Origin of the sequence: Pseudomonas fluorescens (assembly GCF_902497785.1) — a bacterium.
Taxonomy (GTDB): domain Bacteria; phylum Pseudomonadota; class Gammaproteobacteria; order Pseudomonadales; family Pseudomonadaceae; genus Aquipseudomonas; species Aquipseudomonas fluorescens_BO.
In genome coordinates this window covers 35,032-56,027 of record NZ_CABVHK010000013.1, presented here as the reverse complement: position 1 = coordinate 56,027, position 20,996 = coordinate 35,032, and the positions used below count along the sequence as shown (strand labels likewise).

Below are 20,996 nucleotides of genomic sequence, written 5' to 3'. Positions count from 1 at the left end.
GGCCTCATCGGTTCGTTGTCTGGCGCAGCAGCATGGTGCCACCGCGCTGGGTAAATTCAAGTTTGTTCAGCGCGCTCATACCGAGCAGCACCTGTTTGCCATCCAGGCCGGGCACGACGATGGCGCGCACATCACGCAGCACAATGTCGCCCAGTTGCAGGCGGTCGACGCGGGTTCGATAACCCTCGGTACGACCGTTGGCGGTGCTCAGGGTCACCCCGAAGCCTTGCTCAAGCTTTAGCCGTTCGGCCATTTCTGCCGGGATCGCCACCTCGGTGGCCCCGGTGTCCAGCAAGAAATCCACCGGCTGGCCGTTGATCTGGCCGCTGGCGACGAAGTGACCCTGGGTGTTGCTGGCCAGTTTCACTTCGATAAAACCTTCACCCTGTTCCGAGGTAACGACGACGTTGGGATTGTGCTGTCGCGCCTCCCACTCGCCGAAAAAGCGTGTCGCCAGAAACAGCGCCGCGCACCAGGCCAGCACCATCAATACCCGACCGGCGCGTTTCCCCGGCGTTTGCGGGGTCATGGTTTTGCACTCCAGCCACCTTGCGGCGCGGCGAAGCGCCAGACGATCGGTCGGTATTCACCATCAGCACGGGCGCCATCGTTGTTGTCGATGCCGACCCACGCCCCATCGGCGTCCACGATCAGTGCTTCCGCCAGGCCGTAACCCTGCGGATAACGGCGATTGTCCTGCAATGCCTCGTCGGCGTACGACCAGCAGCGTTCGACTTTGGCCGTCACCGCGTCTCGGCGGCAGATCTCGAACGCATTACGCTCAAGCGTGAACAGTTTGCCGTTGAACAACGACAGGTCGGCGAAATCTCGCGACACTGCTCGGGCCCGGGGAAATTTCGCTGGCTGCATTTCCATCCCGGCTTCACTCAGCAGCACGCAACCGCCATCGCAATCCCAAACCGTTTGCTGGCGCTTGATCGACAGCAGGCCCCGGCGTTCGCGCTCGGCGGCGAACCACAACTGATCGCCAGCCGGATTGATCGCCAGGCCTTCGAACAGTGCGTTGAAGTGCAGCAGCATGCCGCTGGCCCGGGCTTCGCGAACCAGCATTGGCGAAATCCTCAGCCAGGACGCGGGCCCCACCGGCGGCACGTGCAGCACCGCTGCGTGGGTTTCGCTGACTATGTAGCGCTGGCCGGCGCTGTCGCAGGTGATGCCTTCGAAATCCAGGTCACCACCCCGTACAAAAGACGCGGCCCAGGTCCGCGAACGCAGGCCCCAAGGTAAACCGCTGTCCGGCACGGCAGGCACGGTAATGCCCACGGCTTCTGCCTGCCAGACCGTGTCAGCGGTTTGCAGGCGATAAATCTGATCATCGTCGCGATCGGAAATCGTCCAAAGATCCTTGCCACACTGGGCCAGCCCCGACAGGTTGCCGCCGCGCATGCCCTCCACGGGATGCTCGGACAGCAGGCGCAACTCCGGTGCCGGTTCGGCAAACGCCGAAACGGAGGCCAGGAGTAACGCACACGCCAGGGTAAAGCCAACCCGCATCAGCCAAGAACCTCGGCCAGGTTGCCTTTGGATTCGAGCCAGGATTTACGGTCGCCGGCGCGTTTCTTCGCCAGCAGCATGTCCATCATTTCTGAAGTCGCTTCGTAATCTTCCAGCGTCAGCTGCACCAGGCGCCGGGTGTTCGGGTCCATGGTGGTTTCGCGCAGCTGCGGCGGGTTCATTTCACCCAGCCCCTTGAATCGGGTGACCTGCGGCTTGCCGCGTTTCTTCTCGGCCACCAGACGGTCGAGAATGCCGTCACGTTCCGCTTCGTCGAGGGCGTAGTAAATCTCTTTGCCCAGGTCGATACGGTACAGCGGCGGCATGGCGACGTAGACGTGACCGGCATCCACCAGCGGGCGGAAATGCTGGACGAACAACGCGCACAACAGCGTGGCGATGTGCAGACCGTCGGAGTCGGCGTCGGCGAGGATGCAGATCTTGCCGTAGCGCAACTGGGCGATGTCCGCCGAGCCCGGATCGACACCGATGGCCACCGCGATGTTGTGCACTTCCTGGCTCGCCAACACTTCGCTGCCGTCGACTTCCCAGGTGTTGAGAATCTTGCCGCGCAACGGCAGGATCGCTTGAAACTCTTTGTCCCGTGCTTGCTTGGCGGAACCGCCGGCGGAATCACCTTCCACCAGAAACAGCTCGGAGCGCATCGGGTCCTGCCCGGCACAGTCGGCGAGCTTGCCCGGCAGTGCCGGCCCCGCCGTGATGCGCTTGCGCTCGACCTTTTTGCTGGCCTTGAGACGACGGCCGGCGTTGTTGATCGCCAGTTCCGCCAGGAGCATGCCGGTCTCCGGGTGCGCGTTGAGCCACAGGCTGAACGCATCCTTGACCACGCCGGAGACGAACGCCGCCGCTTCACGGGACGACAGACGTTCTTTGGTCTGGCCGGAGAATTGCGGCTCCTGCATCTTCATCGACAGGACGAAGGCGATACGTTCCCAGACGTCTTCCGGCGCCAGCTTGACGCCACGCGGCAGCAGGCTGCGGAACTCGCAGAACTCGCGCATTGCGTCGAGCAAGCCCTGGCGCAAACCGTTGACGTGGGTACCGCCCTGAGCCGTCGGGATCAGGTTGACGTAGCTTTCCTGCACGCTGTCGCCACCTTCCGGCAGCCACAGCAGCGCCCAGTCGACCGCTTCTTTATTCCCGGCCAGGCTGCCGCAGAACGGCTCGTCCGGCAGGCGTTCGAATTCGTTGACCGCGTCTACCAGATAGGAGCGCAGGCCGTCTTCGTAATGCCATTCGACTTTTTCGCCGGTGGCCTTGTCTTCAAAGCTGACCAGCAACCCCGGGCACAGAACGGCCTTGGCCTTGAGCACGTGCTTGAGGCGGCTGATGGAGAATTTCGGCGAATCGAAGTACTTCGGGTCCGGCGCGAAGAACACGCTGGTGCCGGTGTTGCGCTTGCCGACGGTGCCGACCACTTCCAGTTCGGTTTTCTTGTAACCGTCGGCGAAGGTCATCTGGTATTCGTTGCCGTCACGCTTGACGCGCACCCGGACTTCGGTCGACAGGGCGTTGACCACGGAAATACCTACCCCGTGCAGACCGCCGGAGAACTGGTAGTTCTTGTTGGAAAACTTGCCGCCCGCATGAAGCTTGGTGAGAATCAGCTCGACGCCCGACACGCCCTCTTCCGGGTGAATGTCCACCGGCATGCCACGGCCGTCATCGCTGACTTCCAGGGAGTGATCGGCATGCAGGATGACCTGCACCGACGTCGCGTGCCCGGCCAAGGCTTCGTCGACGCTGTTGTCGATGACTTCCTGAGCGAGGTGGTTCGGCCGACTGGTGTCGGTGTACATCCCGGGGCGTTTGCGCACCGGGTCGAGGCCCGAGAGGACTTCGATGGCGTCTGCGTTATAAGAGCTAGCGCTGGGAGTGGCCATGGGGTCTCGTCGTCCGCCTGTAAAAAGAGTGTTCGGTGAAAAAGAAGCGACGACTCACAGTGCTGTGAAATCAATCGCCTGATACAAATCTGCGCCGATACCGGCAAAACTCAGCATGGCCGGCAAATGCCCGGCAAAACCCTGGAAACTGTGGTCGCCGCCGGCCTGGATGCGCAAGGCGCAGGCCCGGTAGTACTGCTGGGCGAGGCGATAATCGAGCGTTTCGTCGCCGGTCTGCAACCATACCTGATACCGCTGTGGGTCCTGGGGCGCCGGCACTTCCAGTTCGGCCAGGGCCGTCACGTGGTCGTGGGTCAATTCCCAGGCTTCATCGGTATACAGGTTTTTCTGCGTCCCCAGATGTCCGTCGAACATCCGGTGCGGACTGACGGCCGGGTTGATCAACAGGGCCTTGAGGCCATGGCGCTCGGCCAGGTGAGTCGCATAGTAGCCGCCGAGCGAGCTGCCGACCAGCAGTGGCCGCCCAAGCTCGGCAATCGCCTGCTCCAGCTGACCGATGGCCTCGCGCGGATGGTGATGCAAGGCGGGGACGCGCAACTGATCGCTCAAGCCCAGACGCTCCATCACTTGCATCAACTGTGTGGCCTTTTTCGACGAAGGCGCGCTGTTGAAGCCGTGGATATAAAGGATCGAACCGGACATTTGAACTCCCTGTGCGTCGGGTAAAGAAGGCGGAGTTTACTGCAGGAGCCGTAGGAGCTGTCGAGTGCAACGAGGCTGCGATCTTTTGATCCTCCTTTTAAAAGGCAAAATCAAAAGATCGCAGCCTCGTTGCACTCGGCAGCTCCTACAGGGGTTGTGTCAGTAGCCGTCGGAGCCGTAATCGACCTGGAAGTCGAACCCGGTGACGCGTTCCACACCCGTTTCAATCTGACCATCGGGCAACAACCGCAACCACCGATACCCCGGTGCCTGATCCCCGACCTTGAAATCCTCACTGCCCGGCTCGAACTGGATGCAGGTCGAAGGCGAGGCCATCAGGCGTACGCCATTGCGATCCTGATCAATCTCCTGATGTACATGCCCCCACAACACCGCCCGCACCTGCGGAAAGCGATCGAGCACAGCAAACAATGCCTCTGGATTGCGCAAGCCAATCGGCTCCATCCACGCACACCCAATCGACACCGGATGATGGTGGAAGCACACCAGATGATGCCGCTCCGGCGCCTCGCTCAGCGAACGGGCCAACAACTGCAACTGCTCATCCTGCAAGTACCCCGGCACCGAGCCGGGCACCGCCGAGTCGAGCAAGGTGACGCGCCAGTTGCCGATATCCACCACAGGTTCCAGCAACGCGCTCTGCACGGCGGCTTCGGCCATGATCAGCGGCTCGTCGTGATTACCGGGAATCCAGCGTGCCGGGGCGTCGAGCTGGCGGGTCAGGTCACGAAACTGTTGATAGGACTCCAGCGTTCCGTCCTGGGAAAGATCGCCACTGGCGATGATCAGGTCGATCCTCGGCTGTTGCAACCGCACCAGTTCGATGACCTTTTGCAGGCTGTCGCGCGTGTTCATGCCCAGCAACGTCCCGTCCTTTTCGGCAAACAGATGACTGTCGGAGAGTTGCACCAGCAGCGCCGGATCGGCGGTGGTCAATGTGGATACGCTCGGCAAGGCGTTCTCCCAGGGCGTGATCACGGGATGGTTGAGTGCCGCAATTATGCTGGGGGACGATCAAAAGTGGAAATGCCTGAACCTGACGCAGTTCACATCTAACGCACGACTTCGTATTCATGCCCCAAGGCCAGGCAATGACTCAACCATTCGCCCAGAAACATATTCAGTTGGGCTTTTTCATCCGGCTGGTGCATGGCGGCGTTCGGGTAAGGATAGATGCCCCGAAAGCGTCGCGCATGTTCGGCGCTGACCACTTCAGCCATGCAGGCGTCGTGATAGACCTGAACTTCCAGCTGCGGCACCGGCAGCCACGGCAGGCTGTGTTCCTGGCGCACTTGCAAGGTGGTGGTGTACGGACAGACCTGCAGCACTTCGAGGGCCAGCACGCCAAGCATCTGCTCGCCATGGGTCACGGCAATGCGTCGCGCCGCAGGTTCATTGCGCATGTCCGGCAGCAGTCGCATCAGGCGCGCATAGTTGGCCTCGCAGGAGGCTTGCAGCCCCGCCAGGTCAACCCGATAGCGATCGCGCAACTTGTTTACGACCATAACCCCCTCACTTCAGCGCGGTTCAATGCCAGCCATTGCAAGGCAATGATGCTGGCCGCGTTGGCAATTCGTCCGTCGCGTACGGCTTGCAGGGCGTCTTCGAAGGCCCAGACCGTGACGCGGATATCTTCTGCTTCTTCCTCCAGCCCATGCAGGCCGCCAGCCCCGGTTGTCTCGCAACGCCCCAGGTACAAGTGCACGAATTCATTGCTGCCGCCGGGCGATGGAAAATACTTGGTCATCGGCCACAGCGCCCCGAATACCAGCCCAGCTTCCTCCTGCGCTTCGCGGTGAGCAACTTCTTCCGGTACTTCATCCTTGTCGATCAGACCGGCGACCAGTTCGATCAGCCACGGGTTGTCGGTCTTGCCCATGGCGCCGACGCGAAACTGCTCGATCAGCACCACTTCGTCGCGCTGCGGATCGTAGGGCAATACGCAAACGGCATCGTGGCGAACAAACACTTCACGGTTGATTTCGCGGCTCATGCCACCGGCGAACAATTCGTGGCGCAAGTGCACGCGGTCGAGCTTGTAAAAGCCCTCGTAGCACTTTTCGCGCCGAACGATATCGACGGCGGTCGGAATGGCGTTGGCAAAATCAGTCATGACAATCCTCGTATCTGCACCGAGGCTCCTGCCTCGACTTCGCGCCATCCTAACGCGCCCGTGACGTTTGATGCAGCCCCTTTCCCGTCAGCGGGATGGACGGTGAGGGCGAAACCAACTCTAATTAGCTTAGTGGCGAACTGACTGCTTTGTTGAGAGTCGAAGCGGGTAACTTTTCGCCTTTCCCTGTTTTATGAAGGACGCCCATGTCGCTTTTTAAAATCGCCTCCGTGGCCGCAATCGCGCTGACTCTGGGCGCGTGCCAGAGCTTGTTCCAACCCAATTACCGGGCGCCGCTGGAAACCGTTCGCGATGCCGCAGAAACGCTGAAACCGGGTTGCACCACCCCGGAATGCCCGCTGGTGAACATCGATACCCTGCGCTTTCCCGACGAGCCGCAACTGGATGGCATCGTCGAAAAACGCCTGCTGCAAATGACCCGCACCTCGCCCGACGCCCCGGTGGCGCCGACGCTGGCGGCCTATCGCGATGAGTTTTTGCGCACCGCCGGCCCGCGCTACAGCAGCTATCTGCAAGCGAAAGTACGCGAGCAGCATGACGGCTTGGTGATCGTCGAGTTTTCCAGCTACCTGGACACCGGCGGCGCCCATGGCGCGCCGGGCCGCAGCTTTATCAACTATTCGCGCCAGCAGCATAAAGTGCTGACCCTGTCGGACATGCTGGTACCTGGGCAGGAAGAGGCGTTCTGGAAAGCCGCGCAAGTGGCTCACAACAGCTGGCTGATCAGCACCAAGCTCGATCAGGAAGCCGAGTTCGTGAAGAGCTGGCCGTTCCAGAAAACCCAGAACGTCGCGCTGACTTACGGTGGGGTGATCCTCAAGTACGAAGTCAGCACCATCGCCCCTTACGCGCTGGGCCACGTCGAGTTGAAGATCCCCTACCCGCGCCTGAACGGCATTCTCAAGCCCGAGCTGTTTCCCGGCCGTAACTGAAGGCCCGGCCCAGCACCAGCTGCAGCAACCCTGCCACAACCAACGCCGGCAGGGTTGCGCCGATGTCCGGGTACAGATTCGCCAGCAAATGATAGGTGCTCACACCGCCCAACCAGGCGAGCAGCGCCGGCCAGCGCAATGCGGCTGACGCCACTTGAGCACCGCGTTTGCGCAAGATGAAATGATCCACCAGCACTACGCCGAACAGCGGCGCAAACACCGAACCGATCAGCAGCAGGAAGTTCTGGTACTGGGCCAGTGGCGCCAGCAAGGCGATCAGCGTGCAGATCACGCCGATGGCCAACGCCAGGTGCTCGACTTTCAAGCGCAACAGAATCCCGCTGGACACCGCCGCCGAGTGAATATCGGCGAAGGCGTTTTCCGACTCGTCCAGCAGAATCAGCAGCAGCGGAATGCCCAAACCTGCCCCGGCCAATGCCAACAGCAAGGCATTCACTTCGCCGCTCGGCGCGAACGCCAGGGTGTAGGCCACGCCCAGGCTCATCAGCCAGAAATTACCAATAAAGAAGCCCACGGCTGTACCGCCGAACACGTTCTTTGCACGCTTGCCGAAACGCGAGTAGTCGGCAATCAGCGGCAGCCACGACAGCGGCATGGCGATGGCAATGTCAAAACCCACGGCGAACGGCATCGATCCATCGCCGGCTTGCGCCCACAAGGCGGCCAGATCGGCCTTGGCGAACAGGTTCCAGGTCAGCCAGATGCACGCGGCCAGCAGCAGCCAGATGCCCCATTTGCGCAGGATTTGCCGCACAAATGTCAGCGGACCGCTGACGGCGAGCAAGGTCGCCAAGCCACCGAAAAACACGGTCCAGAGCAGCGGATTCGACAGCAGGCTGCCTTCGCTGAACGCACGCGCTCCGAGCAGGCTGGCGGCGTCGCGCATGACGATGATTTCGAACGAGCCCCAACCGATCAGTTGCAACAGGTTGAGCACGGCCGGCAGGCTCGCGCCATGTTTGCCGAGGCTGAGTTTCAGCGCGGCCATCGACGACAGGCCGGTATCGCTGCCGATCACGCCGACAGCGGCCAGCAGCAGAACGCCGACCAGGGTGCCGAGGAAGATCGCCAGCAGCGAGCCGGACAGGCCCAGACCTGGCGCGAGTAGAGCGCCGGTCTGCAACACCATCAGGCCGATGCCGAGGGAGAACCACAGGGAAAACAGATCGCGGCCGCCGAAGACACGCTTGTCCAAAGGCACCGCGATGTCGGGGGAATAAGTGCTGGGTTGAATGCTCAAGGGGGTTATCTCAGAGGGATATTTTTTGTCATTTAGATCCTGGCTGTCTGGTCGGCCGCCATCGCGAGCAAGCTCGCTCCCACATTGGATTTGAGTCGTTACAAATCCCCTGTGGGAGCGAGCTTGCTCGCGATGGCGGCGGTGTGGGCACCGCCGACCTCTGGTCAGATCAAACCTTCTTGTACAGCTGGCTACCTTCCTGCTTGAACCGCTCGGCCTGTTCCGCCAATCCCTGGGCGACTTCGGCGTCGATGGTTTCGATGCGCTGGTTGGCCGCGTACTCGCGGACTTCCTGGGTGATTTTCATCGAGCAGAACTTCGGCCCGCACATCGAACAGAAATGCGCGACCTTGGCCGAATCCTTGGGCAGCGTCTCGTCGTGATACGAACGGGCAGTGTCCGGATCCAGGCCCAGGTTGAACTGGTCTTCCCAACGGAATTCGAACCGCGCCTTGCTCAAGGCATTGTCGCGGATCTGCGCCCCCGGATGACCTTTGGCCAGATCGGCCGCGTGCGCAGCGATCTTGTAGGTGATGATCCCGGTCTTCACGTCATCCTTGTTCGGCAGGCCCAAGTGTTCCTTCGGCGTCACGTAGCAGAGCATCGCGCAACCGAACCAGCCGATCATCGCCGCCCCGATGCCGGAGGTGATGTGGTCATAGCCCGGTGCGATATCCGTGGTCAGTGGGCCGAGGGTGTAGAACGGCGCCTCGTCGCAGCACTCGAGCTGCTTGTCCATGTTCTCTTTGATCAACTGCATCGGCACGTGGCCCGGGCCTTCGATCATGCATTGCACGTCGTGCTTCCAGGCGATCTTGGTCAGCTCGCCGAGGGTTTCCAGCTCGCCGAATTGCGCGGCGTCGTTGGCGTCGGCAATCGAGCCCGGACGCAAGCCATCGCCCAGCGAGAAGCTGACGTCGTAGGCCTTCATGATTTCGCAGATGTCTTCGAAATGGGTGTAGAGGAAGTTTTCCTTGTGATGCGCCAGGCACCACTTGGCCATGATCGAACCGCCACGGGAGACGATGCCGGTCACGCGTTTGGCGGTCAGCGGCACGTAGCGCAGCAAGACGCCGGCGTGGATGGTGAAATAGTCGACGCCCTGCTCGGCCTGCTCGATCAGCGTGTCGCGGAACAGCTCCCAGGTCAGGTCTTCGGCAGCGCCGCCGACTTTTTCCAGGGCCTGGTAAATCGGCACGGTACCGATCGGCACCGGCGAGTTGCGGATGATCCACTCGCGGGTTTCATGAATGTGTTTGCCGGTGGACAGGTCCATGACCGTGTCCGAACCCCAGCGAATGCCCCAGGTCAGCTTCGCCACTTCTTCTTCGATGGAAGAACCCAGCGCGCTGTTGCCGATGTTGCCGTTGATCTTCACCAGGAAGTTACGGCCGATGATCATCGGTTCCAGCTCGGTGTGGTTGATGTTGGCCGGAATGATCGCGCGGCCACGGGCGATTTCGTCACGGACAAATTCGGGGGTGATGATTTTCGGTACGCTGGCGCCGAAGCTGTGGCCGGCGTGTTGCTGGTCCAGCAAGCCAGCGGCGCGGGCCACTTCGAGCTTCATGTTTTCGCGGATGGCAACGTATTCCATCTCGGCGGTGATGATGCCTTTGCGCGCGTAGTGCATCTGGCTGACGTTGGCCCCGGCCTTGGCGCGGCGCGGGTTGTTGACGTGGGCGAAGCGCAGTTTGGTCAGCTCGGCATCGGCGAGGCGTTCCTGGCCGAAGTTCGAACTCAGGCCCGGCAGGCGCTCGGTGTCGCCACGGGATTCGATCCACGGCGAACGCACATCGGCCAGGCCTTTGCGCACGTCAATAATGACGTTGGGATCGGTGTACGGGCCCGAGGTGTCGTACACCACGACCGGCGCGTTGATTTCGCCGCCGAAGTCAGTCGGCGTCACGTCGAGACTGATTTCGCGCATCGGCACGAGGATGTCCGGACGAGAGCCCTGAACATAGATTTTTTGCGAGCGGGTAAACGGCTGAACCGACTGTTGATCGACTTGGGCCGAATCACTCAGGTTCGTCGTATTTTTTAGTTTTATCGTCATCACGGGCTCTCCAGACACATCCAGGCAGTGGATTTTTGTCGGAGCGAACCTGTAACGAATGGACGCGACCAATCAGCGAAAACATGGCTGTTGGTGCTGTGCTCAGTGCTCGAGGGGTGTTCGATTGTCGAACAACATCCCGGACGAAGCACAAGAGGACTCGCCGGGTGACGAGAAATCTTGTTCCCTACGCAGGCGCTAACCTGATCAGGTTCAACGGGATCCGAAATTATTCGATCTCAGCCTCATAGCAAGGCACCCCGACAAGAACCCGGCCAGTCTAGACACAACCGGCAAAGAACGCCAACACCGCGGCAAACACCATGATGAATGGCGCAATTAACGGATTGTTGCCGAAGGTGCGCACAACTACACTCGCAACGGCCGCGCGCGGATTGACGCTGCGCGGTGCGCGCCTTACCTTTGGCGCTCAAATTATCAGCGTAATTTTTTAGGGATCGCCTCATGCTGCGCAAACTTTCACTGGCCCTTGCCGTGTCTTGTGCGTCCAACGGAATGGCCTGGGCAGCAGAAGCGCCCTTATCGACCCGTACCGATCTGGTCAGCGTTTATCAGGAAGCGGTGGACAACAACGCCGACCTCGCCGCCGCCCGCGCCCAGTACGGAGCCCAGAAAGAAGTCGTGCCCCAGGCCCGCGCCGGGTTGCTGCCGAATATCTCCGGCGGTGGCCAGGTCGCCAATGTGCGCACCGACATCGATCAACCGGCGGCGGTCGCCAACCGCAGCGCCAATTCCTGGCAAGCGACTCTGGCCCAGCCACTGTTCCGTGCCGATCGCTGGTTCCAGTATCAGGCTGCCAAAGACGTCAACGAGCAAGCTGCACTGCAACTCTCGGCGACCGAGCAGAACCTGATTCTGCAAACCGCCGAAAACTACTTCAACGTGCTGCGCAGCCAGGACAACCTGGCCTCGACCAAGGCAGAGGAAGCAGCGTTCAAGCGCCAGCTCGATCAGTCCAACGAGCGCTTCGATGTCGGCCTGTCGGACAAGACCGACGTGCTGCAATCACAAGCCAGCTACGACACCGCGCGGGCCAATCGGATCGTGGCGCAGCGTCAGGTGGATGATGCGTTTGAAGCGTTAATCACCCTGACCAACCGTCAGTACAACTCGATTCAGGGCATTGTCCACACGTTGCCGATCCTGCCGCCGGCGCCGAACGACGCCAAGGCCTGGGTCGACACCGCCGCCCGGCAGAACCTGAACCTGCTGGCCAGCAACTACGCGGTCAGCGCCGCCGAAGAAACCCTCAAGCAGCGCAAGGCTGGCCACGCGCCCACGGTGGATGCGGTGGCGAAGTACGAGAAAGGTGACAACGATGCCTTTGGTTTCAGCAACCCGAATGCTTTCGGCCAGGCGTATGGCGGCCCCATCGAGCAACGCACGCTGGCGCTGCAACTGAACATCCCGATCTACAGCGGCGGCCTCACCAGCTCCCAGGTTCGCGAGTCCTATTCGCGCCTGGACCAGACGGAACAGCAGCGTGAAGGTCTGCGTCGGCAAGTGGTGGAAAACACCCGCAACCTGCACCGCGCGGTGAACACCGATGTGGAGCAGGTGCAGGCGCGCAAGCAGTCGATCATCTCCAACCAGAGCGCGGTGGAAGCGACGGAAATCGGCTATCAGGTAGGCACGCGAAACATCGTCGATGTGCTGGATGCCCAGCGCCAGCTGTACACCTCGGTGCGCAATTACAACAACACCCGCTACGACTACATCCTCGACAACCTGCGCCTGAAGCAGGTCGCCGGCACGTTGAACCCGGGGGATTTGGAGGATTTGAAGCGCTTTCTCAAGGCTGACTACAATCCGGACAAGGATTTCCTGCCGCCGGACCTGGCCAAGGCTGCGGCGGAACAGCTTAAAGCCCGCCCGTAAAAGCAAAAGATCGCAGCCTTCGGCAGCTCCTACAGGGTGTACATCAATCCCAATGTAGGAGCTGCCGAAGGCTGCGATCTTTTCTTCAGACGACGCTTGGAATGCATTCCCCCGCAGGAGCTGCCGAAGGCAGCGATCTTTTCTTCAGACGAGGCTTGGAATGCATTCCCCCGTAGGAGCTGCCGAAGGCTGCGATCTTTTCTTTCAGACGATGCGGATCAACCGCCCCAACCCATCCAGCAACCGCTGCAATGCCCCCTGATTGGCACGCATCACTTTCAGCCCCGCCTCCGCCATCTGCTGCGCATCGCGCGGCAGTTCGAATAACTGCTGCACCGCCAGCGCGAGACCTTCGGCGTCTTCGACTTCCCGCAACGCTCCGGCGCTGCGCAACTGCGCGGCGATTTCCAGAAAGTTGAACAGGTGCGGGCCACTGAGTACCGGCTTCGCCAGTGCGGCGGGTTCCAGCAAGTTATGACCGCCATTGGGCACCAGGCTGCCGCCGACAAACGCGCTATCGGCCAAGGCATACAGAAACAGCAACTCGCCCATGGTGTCGCCGAGCAACACCGAAGTACCGGCGCTCACCGGCTCGCCAGTGGAACGACGCACCGTGGCGAAACCCTGCTGCTGGCACAGGTCAAACACCGAATTGAAACGCTCCGGATGCCGCGGCACCAGAATCAACAAGGCATCGCTATGACTGGCGAGCAGCTGACGATGAGCCGCCAGCACCACTTCGTCTTCACCGTCATGGGTACTGGCGGCGATCCACACCGGACGTTCCTGCGCCTGCCATTGCGCGCGTAACTCGGTGGCGCGCTGGAGCAGTTGCGGGTCGATGGTCAGGTCGAACTTGATCGAACCGGTCACCTCGACCGTTTCGTCGCGAGCGCCCAAATCACGGAAGCGCCGCGCCTCGGCTTCGGTCTGCACCGCGAACAGACTCATCTCGGCGAGCATCGGTTGAGTCAGCTTTCTGAAACGCCCGTAACCTTTGGCTGAGCGTTCGGACAGTCGCGCGTTGGCCAGTGCCACGGGAATACCGCGTTTTGCGCACTGGTGAATGTGGTTGGGCCAGAGTTCGGTCTCCATGATCACCGCCAGTGTTGGCCGGACCCTATCAAGGAATCGCGCCGCTGCGCACGGCAAGTCGTAGGGCAGATAGCAGTGCTGAACCCGCGGCTCGTTGGCAAACAACGCCTGAATGCGTTCGGACCCGGTCGGCGTCATACAGGTCACGGTGATCGGCAGCTGTGGATAACGTTGCAGCAAGGCGCGGATCATCGGCGCCGCAGCGATGCTCTCGCCCACGGAAACCGCGTGCACCCAGATGCCGCCCGGCTTCATCGCTGGCAACCCGAGGGAGAACCGCTCGCCGATGCGTTTGGCATACGCCGGCGCCTTTCGCGAGCGCAGCCACAGCCGAATCGCTACCAATGGCAGCCCCAGGTAAAACAGCGCGGTGTAGAGAGTTCTATTCATGGCGGCGGAGTTTATCGGTTTTTTCGCCGATCGCCTGCAAGTGCACGGCAAAACGTTCCGCCAGCCAACGCGCCGCCGGGCCGAGCGGTTCGTCGCGGCGCCAGACCAGTTCCACCACCAGCGCCGGCGGCGTCCATTCGCTGACCAGTTCGACCATTTGCCCCTGATACGCCGGGTATTGCACAACATGACGTGGCAGCCAGGCCCAACCGAGACCGCGCACCAGCCATTCAGCCATGACGTAAAAGCTGTCGGCCCGCCAGACTTGCGGGCTGGCCGGTTCGCTGCCGGGATAAACGCTGGACTGGGTCGACATCAGCAGCTGCCGATGCTGCGCCAGTTGCTGGCAATCTACCGGCGACTGTTTCGCCAAAGGATGGCCGACGCCGCACACCGTGACCATTTCGACGCTGCCCAGCACCCGCCGTTCGAGCGCCTCGGGAATCTGGTCGTGATAAAACAACAGACCGAGATCCGCGCGGCGCTCCACCAGTTTGCGCGCCACATCGCCCTGGGCGGCGCTGGTCAGTTGCACCTCAAGGCTGGGGAATTGTTCCGCGAGGGCCTCGAAACTTTCAATGATCGGCTGGTACGGCATGGCCTCATCCTGCGCCACGCGCAGCCGCGCCTCCTGCCCGCGCATCATCGCCAACGCCCGGCCGTTCAGGCGCTCGCATTGACGCAGCACTTCCCGCGCCTCATCCAGCAGGGCATTGCCGGCCTCGGTAAGTGTCGGCTGACGACCGCTGCTGCGATCGAACAGGCTCACGCCCAAGTCTTCTTCCAGCAGCGCGATCGAACTGCTGACCGCAGACTGCGCCTTGCGCTGATCCCGCGCCACGGCGGAAAACGAGCGCTGTTCCGCTACGCTGACAAACAACCGCAGCTGGTCGAGATTCCATTGAACGTTCATCGGCAACCCATCTTCAAATCAGATAGGTAATGACTTTACCGCATCTGGAGAATCTCTAAAATGCCGACCTCAGACAGTAACGTTGCACTCGAGGATGCTCCCATGACCGCTTACTACTACCTGGCCATTGCCATCTGCGCCGAAGTGATCGCCACTGTTTCGATGAAAGCCGTCAAAGGGTTCAGCACGCCGCTGCCGCTGATTCTGGTGATCGTCGGTTACGGCATTGCCTTCTGGATGCTCACGCTGGTGGTGCGCAGCGTGCCGGTGGGCGTCGCTTACGCGGTGTGGGCCGGGATGGGGATCGTGATGGTCAGCGTTGCGGCGCTGTTTATCTACGGGCAGAAACTCGATGTGCCGGCAATGCTGGGGATGGCGTTGATTGTGCTGGGCGTCGTGGTCATCCAGCTCTTCTCCAAAACCGCGGGGCATTGACGAAAAAGATCGCAGCCTTCGGCAGCTCCTACATTGGAATGCGAACTCTGTAGGAGCTGCCGAAGGCTGCGATCTTTTTTCCCGTCTTAGCTCTGTATACTGCGCCCTCGTCTTGAACACTGAGGTCGTCGCATGCCATCCGTTATTTCCACCGACGTGCTGATCGTCGGCGCTGGTGTCGCCGGCCTCTGGCTGAATGCGCGCCTGCGCCGCGAGGGTTTTTCGACCGTGCTGGTGGAAAGCGCCACCCTCGGTGGCGGGCAGAGCGTCAAGTCTCAGGGCATCATCCATGGCGGCGCCAAGTACGCCTTGCATGGCGCGCTGACCGGCGCCTCGGAAGCCATCGCCGACATGCCGCGCCGCTGGCGTGAAGCCCTCGCCGGCGACGGCGAGCTGGACCTGTCCGGTGTGCGCCTGTTGTCCGAAGCCCATTACCTGTGGTCGCCCGGTACGATCGCCGGCAACCTCACGAGTTTCTTCGCCAGCAAAGCCGTGCGCGGCCGCGTCGATCAGGTCAAGGGCGATCAACTGCCGCCGGCCCTGCAAGACAAGCGTTTCAAGGGCAAGGTCTATCGCCTGGCGGAGTTGGTAGTCGACGTGCCCAGCCTGGTTCAGCGCCTCGCCGATCTGGCGGGTGACGGGCTGCTTGCCGGTCAGCAGATCGAGCCGTTGCTGGAGGCTGGCGTGCTGGTGGGCCTGAAGGTCGACGAGCGCGAAATCCGCGCCCAGCGCATCGTCTTGAGCGCCGGTGCCGGGACTGCAGCGCTGCTCGAAAACCTGGGGCTGACCAAGCCCGCCATGCAACGCCGACCATTGCACATGATCATCGCCAAGGGCCCGGGCCTGAAACCGCTGTACGCCCATTGCCTGGGCGGCGGCACCAAACCGCGCATCACCGTCACCACCCACCCGGCCGCCGATGGTCAATGGGTCTGGTACCTGGGTGGCGACATCGCCGAGGCCGAAGGTGTTGCCCGCACGCCGGCCGAGCAGATTGCAACCGCACAGAAAGAGCTCGGCCAGTTGCTGCCGTGGATCGACCTCAGCACCGCGCAATGGGCAACCTTGCGCGTGGACCGCGCCGAACCGCTGCAATCAGGCCTGACCCGCCCGGACAACGCATTCCTGGCCGAAGAAGGCCGGCTGCTGGTCGGCTGGCCGACCAAACTGGCGCTGGCGCCAGACTTCGCCGACCGCGCCATCAACGCCCTGCAACGTGACGGCATCCAGCCAGGTCAGCCCGCGCCGCTGCCCGAACTGCCGAAACCGCCGATGGGCGTTCCTGCCTGGGAGCAACTGCTGCCATGAGCCTGCCGACCTTGCACGATCTGCATCGCCCGCTGGGCAGTACCGGCCTGGTGGTTTCGCCGCTGGGCCTGGGCACGGTCAAACTGGGCCGCGATCAAGGCGTGAAATACCCCAACGGCTTCAAGATTCCCGACGACGACGAAGCGCGCATGCTGCTCAAACAGGCACGCGACCTGGGCATCAACCTGATCGACACTGCCCCGGCCTATGGCCGCAGCGAAGAACGCCTCGGCCCGTTGCTGCGTGGCCAGCGTCAGGACTGGGTGATTGTCAGCAAGGTCGGCGAAGAGTTCGCCGATGGCCAGTCCCGACACGATTTCAGCGCCGTGCACACCCGGCTCTCGGTGGAACGCAGCCTGCAACGTCTGGAAACTGATTTTATCGATCTGGTGCTGGTGCACTCCGACGGCAACGACCTGGCGATTCTCAACGACAGCGAGGTCTACGCGACCCTCGCCGCGCTCAAGGCCGAAGGCAAGATTCGCGGCTATGGTTTCTCCGGCAAAACCGTCGAGGGCGGGTTGAAGGCCCTGGAGCAAGGTGATTGCGCGATGGTCACCTACAATCTGAACGAACTGAACGAGAAGCCGGTCATTGACTATGCTGCTGCTCACGGCAAAGCCATCCTGGTCAAAAAAGCCCTCGCCAGCGGCCACGTCTGTTTGAGCCCGGGCGTTGACCCCGTGCGCGCCAGCTTCGAGTTGTTGTTTGAACATCCGGGGGTGGCCAGTGCTATTGTCGGCACCATCAATCCGCTGCACCTCGCCCACAACGTCGCGACTGTTGCCCAGGTCCTACGTAGAAACTGATGCCGCCCACGCGGCCTTAAGCAGGAGCCGACATGCCGCGTACGCTCATTAGAAAGAACCCGAACAACTTCAAGACCCTGCCGTTATTCGTCGAAGCGACTCCCGAAGGCCTGAGTTATCAGAGCGTCGGGATGCCGCTGAATTTTTCCCAGACCCTGCAACGTCGTCGCCCGGTGGCGGTGGCCGACAATGAGCGGTTTGCCGTGGAGCTGGCCAACCTCGGGGTCTCGGTGCGCCTGACGCTGCATTGGCAGAATCGCGATTACTGGGTGCTGGTGCGTCAGCGTCGCCAGGACCGCGGCGATGTGGTGCTCAAGCTGATTTCCGGTTACGTGCCGGCCCATGAATTGAACCTGCCGCTGCACACGGCGATCCAGGAGATTGCCGAAGAGTGCCTGCTGGAGACGCCGGAAGGCTGGCTCGGAGGACGCTTCAACGACACCTGGCTGCCGGCGCCCTACGCATCCGCGTTGCACTATCGCGAAGCCTTGCCGTTTCGCCTCAGCCCGTTTTCCGGTGCGGCGCGGCCGGTGCGCTGCGCCAACATGCAATTGATCGAACGGCCGCGCGCCTACGTGCATTTGCCGACAGCCTCGCTGCAGCTGATCTATGACTTGCGCCTGGACGTGCCCAAGGAAGCCAAGTCCCTGAGCCTGTTCCACGTCGACGAACGGCTGGAAGGCGATCAACTGGTGGCCCGACTCGACCGCAAACGTCCGGATTTGTACCTGATGCCGTTGAAAGAGGGTGTGCCACTTCCCGAGCTGTACACGCTCAAGCGCGACAAGCTCATTCCTGCCAGCACCCGAGGGTTGTATCTGGCGGAAAGCTTTGCGATCCAGGAAGGCTGGACGGTGCGCGAAGAGCGTATTCGCTGGAAAGACTGGGTTGCCCAACAAGGGCTGGAAGTCAGGAAAGCGCCGCGTCGGGGCTTGAAGAAACTGAGCGTCAAGGCCCTGCGACTGGTCCGTATGGTGCGCGGCAGCTTGAGTAAATAAGTCCTGCCTGCCTAACCTGCTCGTCGCTTGTCCATCAAGGTGCGTAACCGCGCGAAAAAATGGAAGTAGCGGTTTTCGCGCTTGCCCATGCCGCGCTTGGGTGAAAACGATTCCTCGGCAAATGCTCCAGTGATTCGAACACGCGAAGCTTGAGTATCAATGGTGCAAATCCTGGCTGCGGCCTGTTGCAGTGCAAATTTGAGTAGTCGCTCGGAGTGCAGTTTTCTGCCCGTCACCTTGCTGAACTCGGCAATGCGTTCGATTCTTTTGCCGTAAGCGACAAAGGTGTCACGACCGCAAATCGCCAGCCGGTCATTAAGCCCGCCCCACCACTGCCAGTCGGGGATGTAGGCGTTGAGCCGCCGGGCTTTGGCATGGTTGAACACATACGCGGGAAGCGGTGTGTGGAAGAAGTTGTCTGGACGCACGAACACCACGAAATCAGGATTGAAAGACTCCATCATGGTCGTGACCCGGTGCAACGAATTGAGCTGATAGATCAGGTTGCGCAGTGAAGCGTAATCATCAGCCCAGGTATCACCCAGCGCTTTCACCTGTTCAAAATTCCAGCGTTCCAGCACACCCTCGGTCGACGTCAGCTCCCCGGTCATGGTCTCGAACGGCTCATAATTATGAGCCTGCAGTTCACCTTGTTCGCCGGAGCGCGTGTTCTGTACTTCATCGATTTTATACAGGTGGTAAAAGCACTTTACGTTACTGCCCGGAGGCAGTTGCGCCAGTACGTTTTCCTGGATGGAGGGAAAGCAGATTTGCGAATTTCTCGGGATACCAAAAAAAGCCACCGCAATATTCAACACTCGACAGCACCCCTTGAAAAAAACCGGACTTGTCTGTCGGCACCCGGCGACAAGTCATCCTTCATTTATGACGGCGCAGCAATTTCTGCCACCAGCGACGAGGCCGCAGCGCGACCACGGTAACGTCGGACTTTTGCAACCAGTCCCGTTCATAGTCCCAGGCGTGCCCGCTCCAGCGTTTACCGGCTTCGTTGGAAAAACCCAACGTCATGAGCTGATAGTTGAATGGCGGATGGCCGCGCAGCCAGTCTAGTACCACCAGCGCATTGAAGCCGGTGGTAGGACCGACATAGCGTTTACCATCTGGCCGATTGACCGGGTAATTCCACAAGGGTGGCAGCGGAATCCGCTCCCGGTAGAGCGCCACTTGCGGCAATGGGCACATGGCCTCGGTACAGCCCACCAACACAGTGAAACAACGGCCCTGCGCCTGGCTGAACAGGCGTTGCACTTCAGGCCCGTGGGGAAGGCCAAAAAAGTAGGCGTCCGGCGCATTGAAACCATGCACGAACACATTGACGCTCTGCGCACAAAGCAGTGGCGCCACCAGGCACTTGTTGAAGCTGACGACGACATCATCGACGCCAATATTCAGGGCCTGGAAATCGTCGCGGGTAATGGCTGGATTGTTGGCGACCAGCAAAACCCGGGGAGCCTTGCGCAAGCACTCCTTGAGTTCCTGCGGCAAGCCATCCAGAACCGATTGATCCCCGCCGGGCAGCGCATCCAGCGCCATCGGTTCATCGATTCGAGGCTGTTGACCTTCCATGTCTACTCTGGAACCTTCATGCCGTAACGTAATTTTACCCACAGCCGGGTGAACGCTGAAGGCGGTTGCCAGGGACGCATTTCACGCTGAATCTCGGCAGCGAGCGTACGACCCACTCGGGCAAAGGAGTAATGGTCCTGCGCAAACGCCTGGCCGTTACTGGCGATACGGTCCATCAGCACCGGGTCACTCTGCAGCAGTTTTATCTTCTCTACCGCCTCGTCTTCGGAGCGATAGAAAACCGTGTTGTGCATATCCCGAAAGCCCAGCAACTCGTCTTCTTCACCCTGACTCCAGGCCAACAGCACACAGCCGCACGCCATCGCTTCAAAGTTCTTGATCATGAATTCATTCATACCGATATCGGCACTCACAAAAATCTTGATGCGATTGAGCATTTCCAGATAATCGGCACCCGACTTGGTGCGGGTCACCAACATGCCGGTACGCCGGGCAAGGGATTCGAGAACCGCCCTGCGCTGCGCATATTCGTTACTTTTGAGACTGCCCAGAAATCCAAGCGCAATGTCGCGGGTACCCGACGTGTTGTGCAGCATCTGCTCGTCATATCCCTTGGATACGAACACAGCATCAATGTTTTCAGCCTGCATCCGCCGCGCAACGACGGCGCCGGACACCAGCGTGCGCGAACTGGGCAAACGGCTGTACAGGCGCGAGTACACCCTCAGGTATTTACTCTCGGGCATGTAGTTCTGGTAAGCGTCATGCTCGAGAAAGATCAGGCCGGGAATGCACTTCAATACCCTCAATTGAGGGACAAGGCGCTTGACCCTGGAAAAAATCACCACCCGGTCAAAGTTCTGATAGTTGACCGAGGCGAAAAACGGACCGAGGTTCAGTTGTTGCTTTTTGCTCAGGCGATAGATGACGCACTCGTCGCAGTTCTGCTGCACGATTTCATACAGGCGATCAAGAATGACGCGCTGCTCGTCCATCACCAGGAGCATGACTTTCATAAATCATTTACCACGAGACAAAAGCCGGCAAGAGCATTGAGTCCGTACCGGCCTATATCATCGGGGACGGTTATCTCCTCACGATAAAACCCGTTC

The 20,996-nt window shown here is 60.8% G+C and carries 20 protein-coding genes and 1 riboswitch; of the genes, 6 read left to right on the top strand and 14 right to left on the bottom strand.

The annotated features are described in order from the left end of the window. Positions 1-4: 4 nt before the first annotated feature. The 7 genes from F8N62_RS19730 to F8N62_RS19700 all read right to left on the bottom strand — a co-directional run bounded on the left by F8N62_RS19730 (position 5) and on the right by F8N62_RS19700 (position 6,216). A complete protein-coding gene (locus F8N62_RS19730; RefSeq protein ID WP_150712254.1) occupies positions 5-529 on the bottom strand; it encodes a TIGR02281 family clan AA aspartic protease in 525 nt (174 codons plus the stop codon). Beyond that, on the bottom strand, positions 526-1,515 hold the full coding sequence (locus F8N62_RS19725) for an esterase-like activity of phytase family protein (RefSeq protein WP_150712253.1): 990 nt from the start codon (positions 1,513-1,515) through the stop codon (positions 526-528). The genes F8N62_RS19730 and F8N62_RS19725 overlap by 4 nt, the downstream gene beginning before the upstream one ends. Then, positions 1,515-3,419: a DNA topoisomerase IV subunit B gene (gene parE, locus F8N62_RS19720; protein WP_150712252.1), complete on the bottom strand. Its 1,905-nt coding sequence runs from the start codon at positions 3,417-3,419 to the stop codon at positions 1,515-1,517. Before parE ends, F8N62_RS19725 begins: the two co-directional genes overlap by 1 nt. Positions 3,420-3,473: 54 nt before the next feature. Continuing rightward, the gene (locus F8N62_RS19715) at positions 3,474-4,082 is read right to left on the bottom strand and encodes a YqiA/YcfP family alpha/beta fold hydrolase (protein WP_150712251.1); all 609 of its coding nucleotides are present in this window, start codon (positions 4,080-4,082) and stop codon (positions 3,474-3,476) included. Positions 4,083-4,241: 159 nt separating this feature from the next. Continuing rightward, positions 4,242-5,057, bottom strand: a complete 816-nt coding sequence (cpdA, locus tag F8N62_RS19710) for a 3',5'-cyclic-AMP phosphodiesterase (RefSeq protein ID WP_150712250.1) — start codon at positions 5,055-5,057, stop codon at positions 4,242-4,244. A 98-nt stretch (positions 5,058-5,155) separates the two neighbouring features. Beyond that, complete coding sequence (locus F8N62_RS19705; protein WP_150712249.1) at positions 5,156-5,608, bottom strand: DUF1249 domain-containing protein; 453 nt, start codon at positions 5,606-5,608, stop codon at positions 5,156-5,158. Then, the gene (locus F8N62_RS19700; protein ID WP_150712248.1) at positions 5,599-6,216 is read right to left on the bottom strand and encodes an NUDIX domain-containing protein; all 618 of its coding nucleotides are present in this window, start codon (positions 6,214-6,216) and stop codon (positions 5,599-5,601) included. The genes F8N62_RS19705 and F8N62_RS19700 overlap by 10 nt, the downstream gene beginning before the upstream one ends. Before the next feature lie 206 nt (positions 6,217-6,422). On the opposite strand from F8N62_RS19700, the gene F8N62_RS19695 reads away from it, so the two are divergent. Next, positions 6,423-7,169 carry an RsiV family protein gene (locus tag F8N62_RS19695; RefSeq protein WP_150712247.1) on the top strand — a complete coding sequence of 249 codons (747 nt, stop codon included), beginning with the start codon at positions 6,423-6,425 and terminating at the stop codon, positions 7,167-7,169. Here F8N62_RS19695 and cytX read toward each other — a convergent pair. Both cytX and thiC read right to left on the bottom strand, forming a co-directional pair. Further along, positions 7,138-8,430, bottom strand: coding sequence for a putative hydroxymethylpyrimidine transporter CytX (gene cytX / locus F8N62_RS19690; protein WP_150712246.1), 1,293 nt, complete (start codon positions 8,428-8,430; stop codon positions 7,138-7,140). The genes F8N62_RS19695 and cytX overlap by 32 nt on opposite strands. Before the next feature lie 169 nt (positions 8,431-8,599). Then, entirely contained in the window at positions 8,600-10,489 is a 1,890-nt protein-coding gene (gene thiC / locus F8N62_RS19685) for a phosphomethylpyrimidine synthase ThiC (RefSeq protein WP_150712245.1), read from the bottom strand. A 167-nt stretch (positions 10,490-10,656) separates the two neighbouring features. Further along, a riboswitch (TPP riboswitch) is annotated at positions 10,657-10,762 on the bottom strand. A 192-nt stretch (positions 10,763-10,954) separates the two neighbouring features. Between thiC and F8N62_RS19680 the strand changes: the two genes are divergently transcribed. After that, the gene (locus tag F8N62_RS19680; RefSeq protein WP_150712244.1) at positions 10,955-12,388 is read left to right on the top strand and encodes a TolC family outer membrane protein; all 1,434 of its coding nucleotides are present in this window, start codon (positions 10,955-10,957) and stop codon (positions 12,386-12,388) included. Between the two features lie 204 nt (positions 12,389-12,592). Here F8N62_RS19680 and waaA read toward each other — a convergent pair whose 3' ends face one another. After that, a complete protein-coding gene (gene waaA / locus F8N62_RS19675; protein ID WP_150712243.1) occupies positions 12,593-13,873 on the bottom strand; it encodes a lipid IV(A) 3-deoxy-D-manno-octulosonic acid transferase in 1,281 nt (426 codons plus the stop codon). Beyond that, a complete protein-coding gene (locus tag F8N62_RS19670; protein WP_150712242.1) occupies positions 13,866-14,786 on the bottom strand; it encodes a LysR family transcriptional regulator in 921 nt (306 codons plus the stop codon). Before F8N62_RS19670 ends, waaA begins: the two co-directional genes overlap by 8 nt. Before the next feature lie 102 nt (positions 14,787-14,888). On the opposite strand from F8N62_RS19670, the gene F8N62_RS19665 reads away from it, so the two are divergent. The 4 genes from F8N62_RS19665 to F8N62_RS19650 all read left to right on the top strand — a co-directional run bounded on the left by F8N62_RS19665 (position 14,889) and on the right by F8N62_RS19650 (position 18,336). Further along, positions 14,889-15,221: a DMT family transporter gene (locus tag F8N62_RS19665; protein ID WP_008027887.1), complete on the top strand. Its 333-nt coding sequence runs from the start codon at positions 14,889-14,891 to the stop codon at positions 15,219-15,221. Positions 15,222-15,353: 132 nt separating this feature from the next. Beyond that, the gene (locus F8N62_RS19660) at positions 15,354-16,529 is read left to right on the top strand and encodes an NAD(P)/FAD-dependent oxidoreductase (RefSeq protein ID WP_150712241.1); all 1,176 of its coding nucleotides are present in this window, start codon (positions 15,354-15,356) and stop codon (positions 16,527-16,529) included. Further along, positions 16,526-17,338: an aldo/keto reductase gene (locus tag F8N62_RS19655; RefSeq protein WP_150712240.1), complete on the top strand. Its 813-nt coding sequence runs from the start codon at positions 16,526-16,528 to the stop codon at positions 17,336-17,338. Before F8N62_RS19660 ends, F8N62_RS19655 begins: the two co-directional genes overlap by 4 nt. Positions 17,339-17,370: 32 nt before the next feature. Beyond that, positions 17,371-18,336: a metal ABC transporter ATPase gene (locus F8N62_RS19650; protein ID WP_150712239.1), complete on the top strand. Its 966-nt coding sequence runs from the start codon at positions 17,371-17,373 to the stop codon at positions 18,334-18,336. An 11-nt stretch (positions 18,337-18,347) separates the two neighbouring features. On the opposite strand, the gene F8N62_RS19645 is transcribed toward F8N62_RS19650, so the two are convergent. The 3 genes from F8N62_RS19645 to F8N62_RS19635 form a co-directional block, all read right to left on the bottom strand. Continuing rightward, positions 18,348-19,154, bottom strand: coding sequence for a hypothetical protein (locus F8N62_RS19645; RefSeq protein WP_150712238.1), 807 nt, complete (start codon positions 19,152-19,154; stop codon positions 18,348-18,350). A 61-nt stretch (positions 19,155-19,215) separates the two neighbouring features. After that, a complete protein-coding gene (locus F8N62_RS19640) occupies positions 19,216-19,923 on the bottom strand; it encodes a hypothetical protein (RefSeq protein ID WP_150712237.1) in 708 nt (235 codons plus the stop codon). Positions 19,924-19,925: 2 nt separating this feature from the next. After that, complete coding sequence (locus F8N62_RS19635; RefSeq protein ID WP_150712236.1) at positions 19,926-20,900, bottom strand: glycosyltransferase; 975 nt, start codon at positions 20,898-20,900, stop codon at positions 19,926-19,928. Positions 20,901-20,996: the final 96 nt, after the last annotated feature.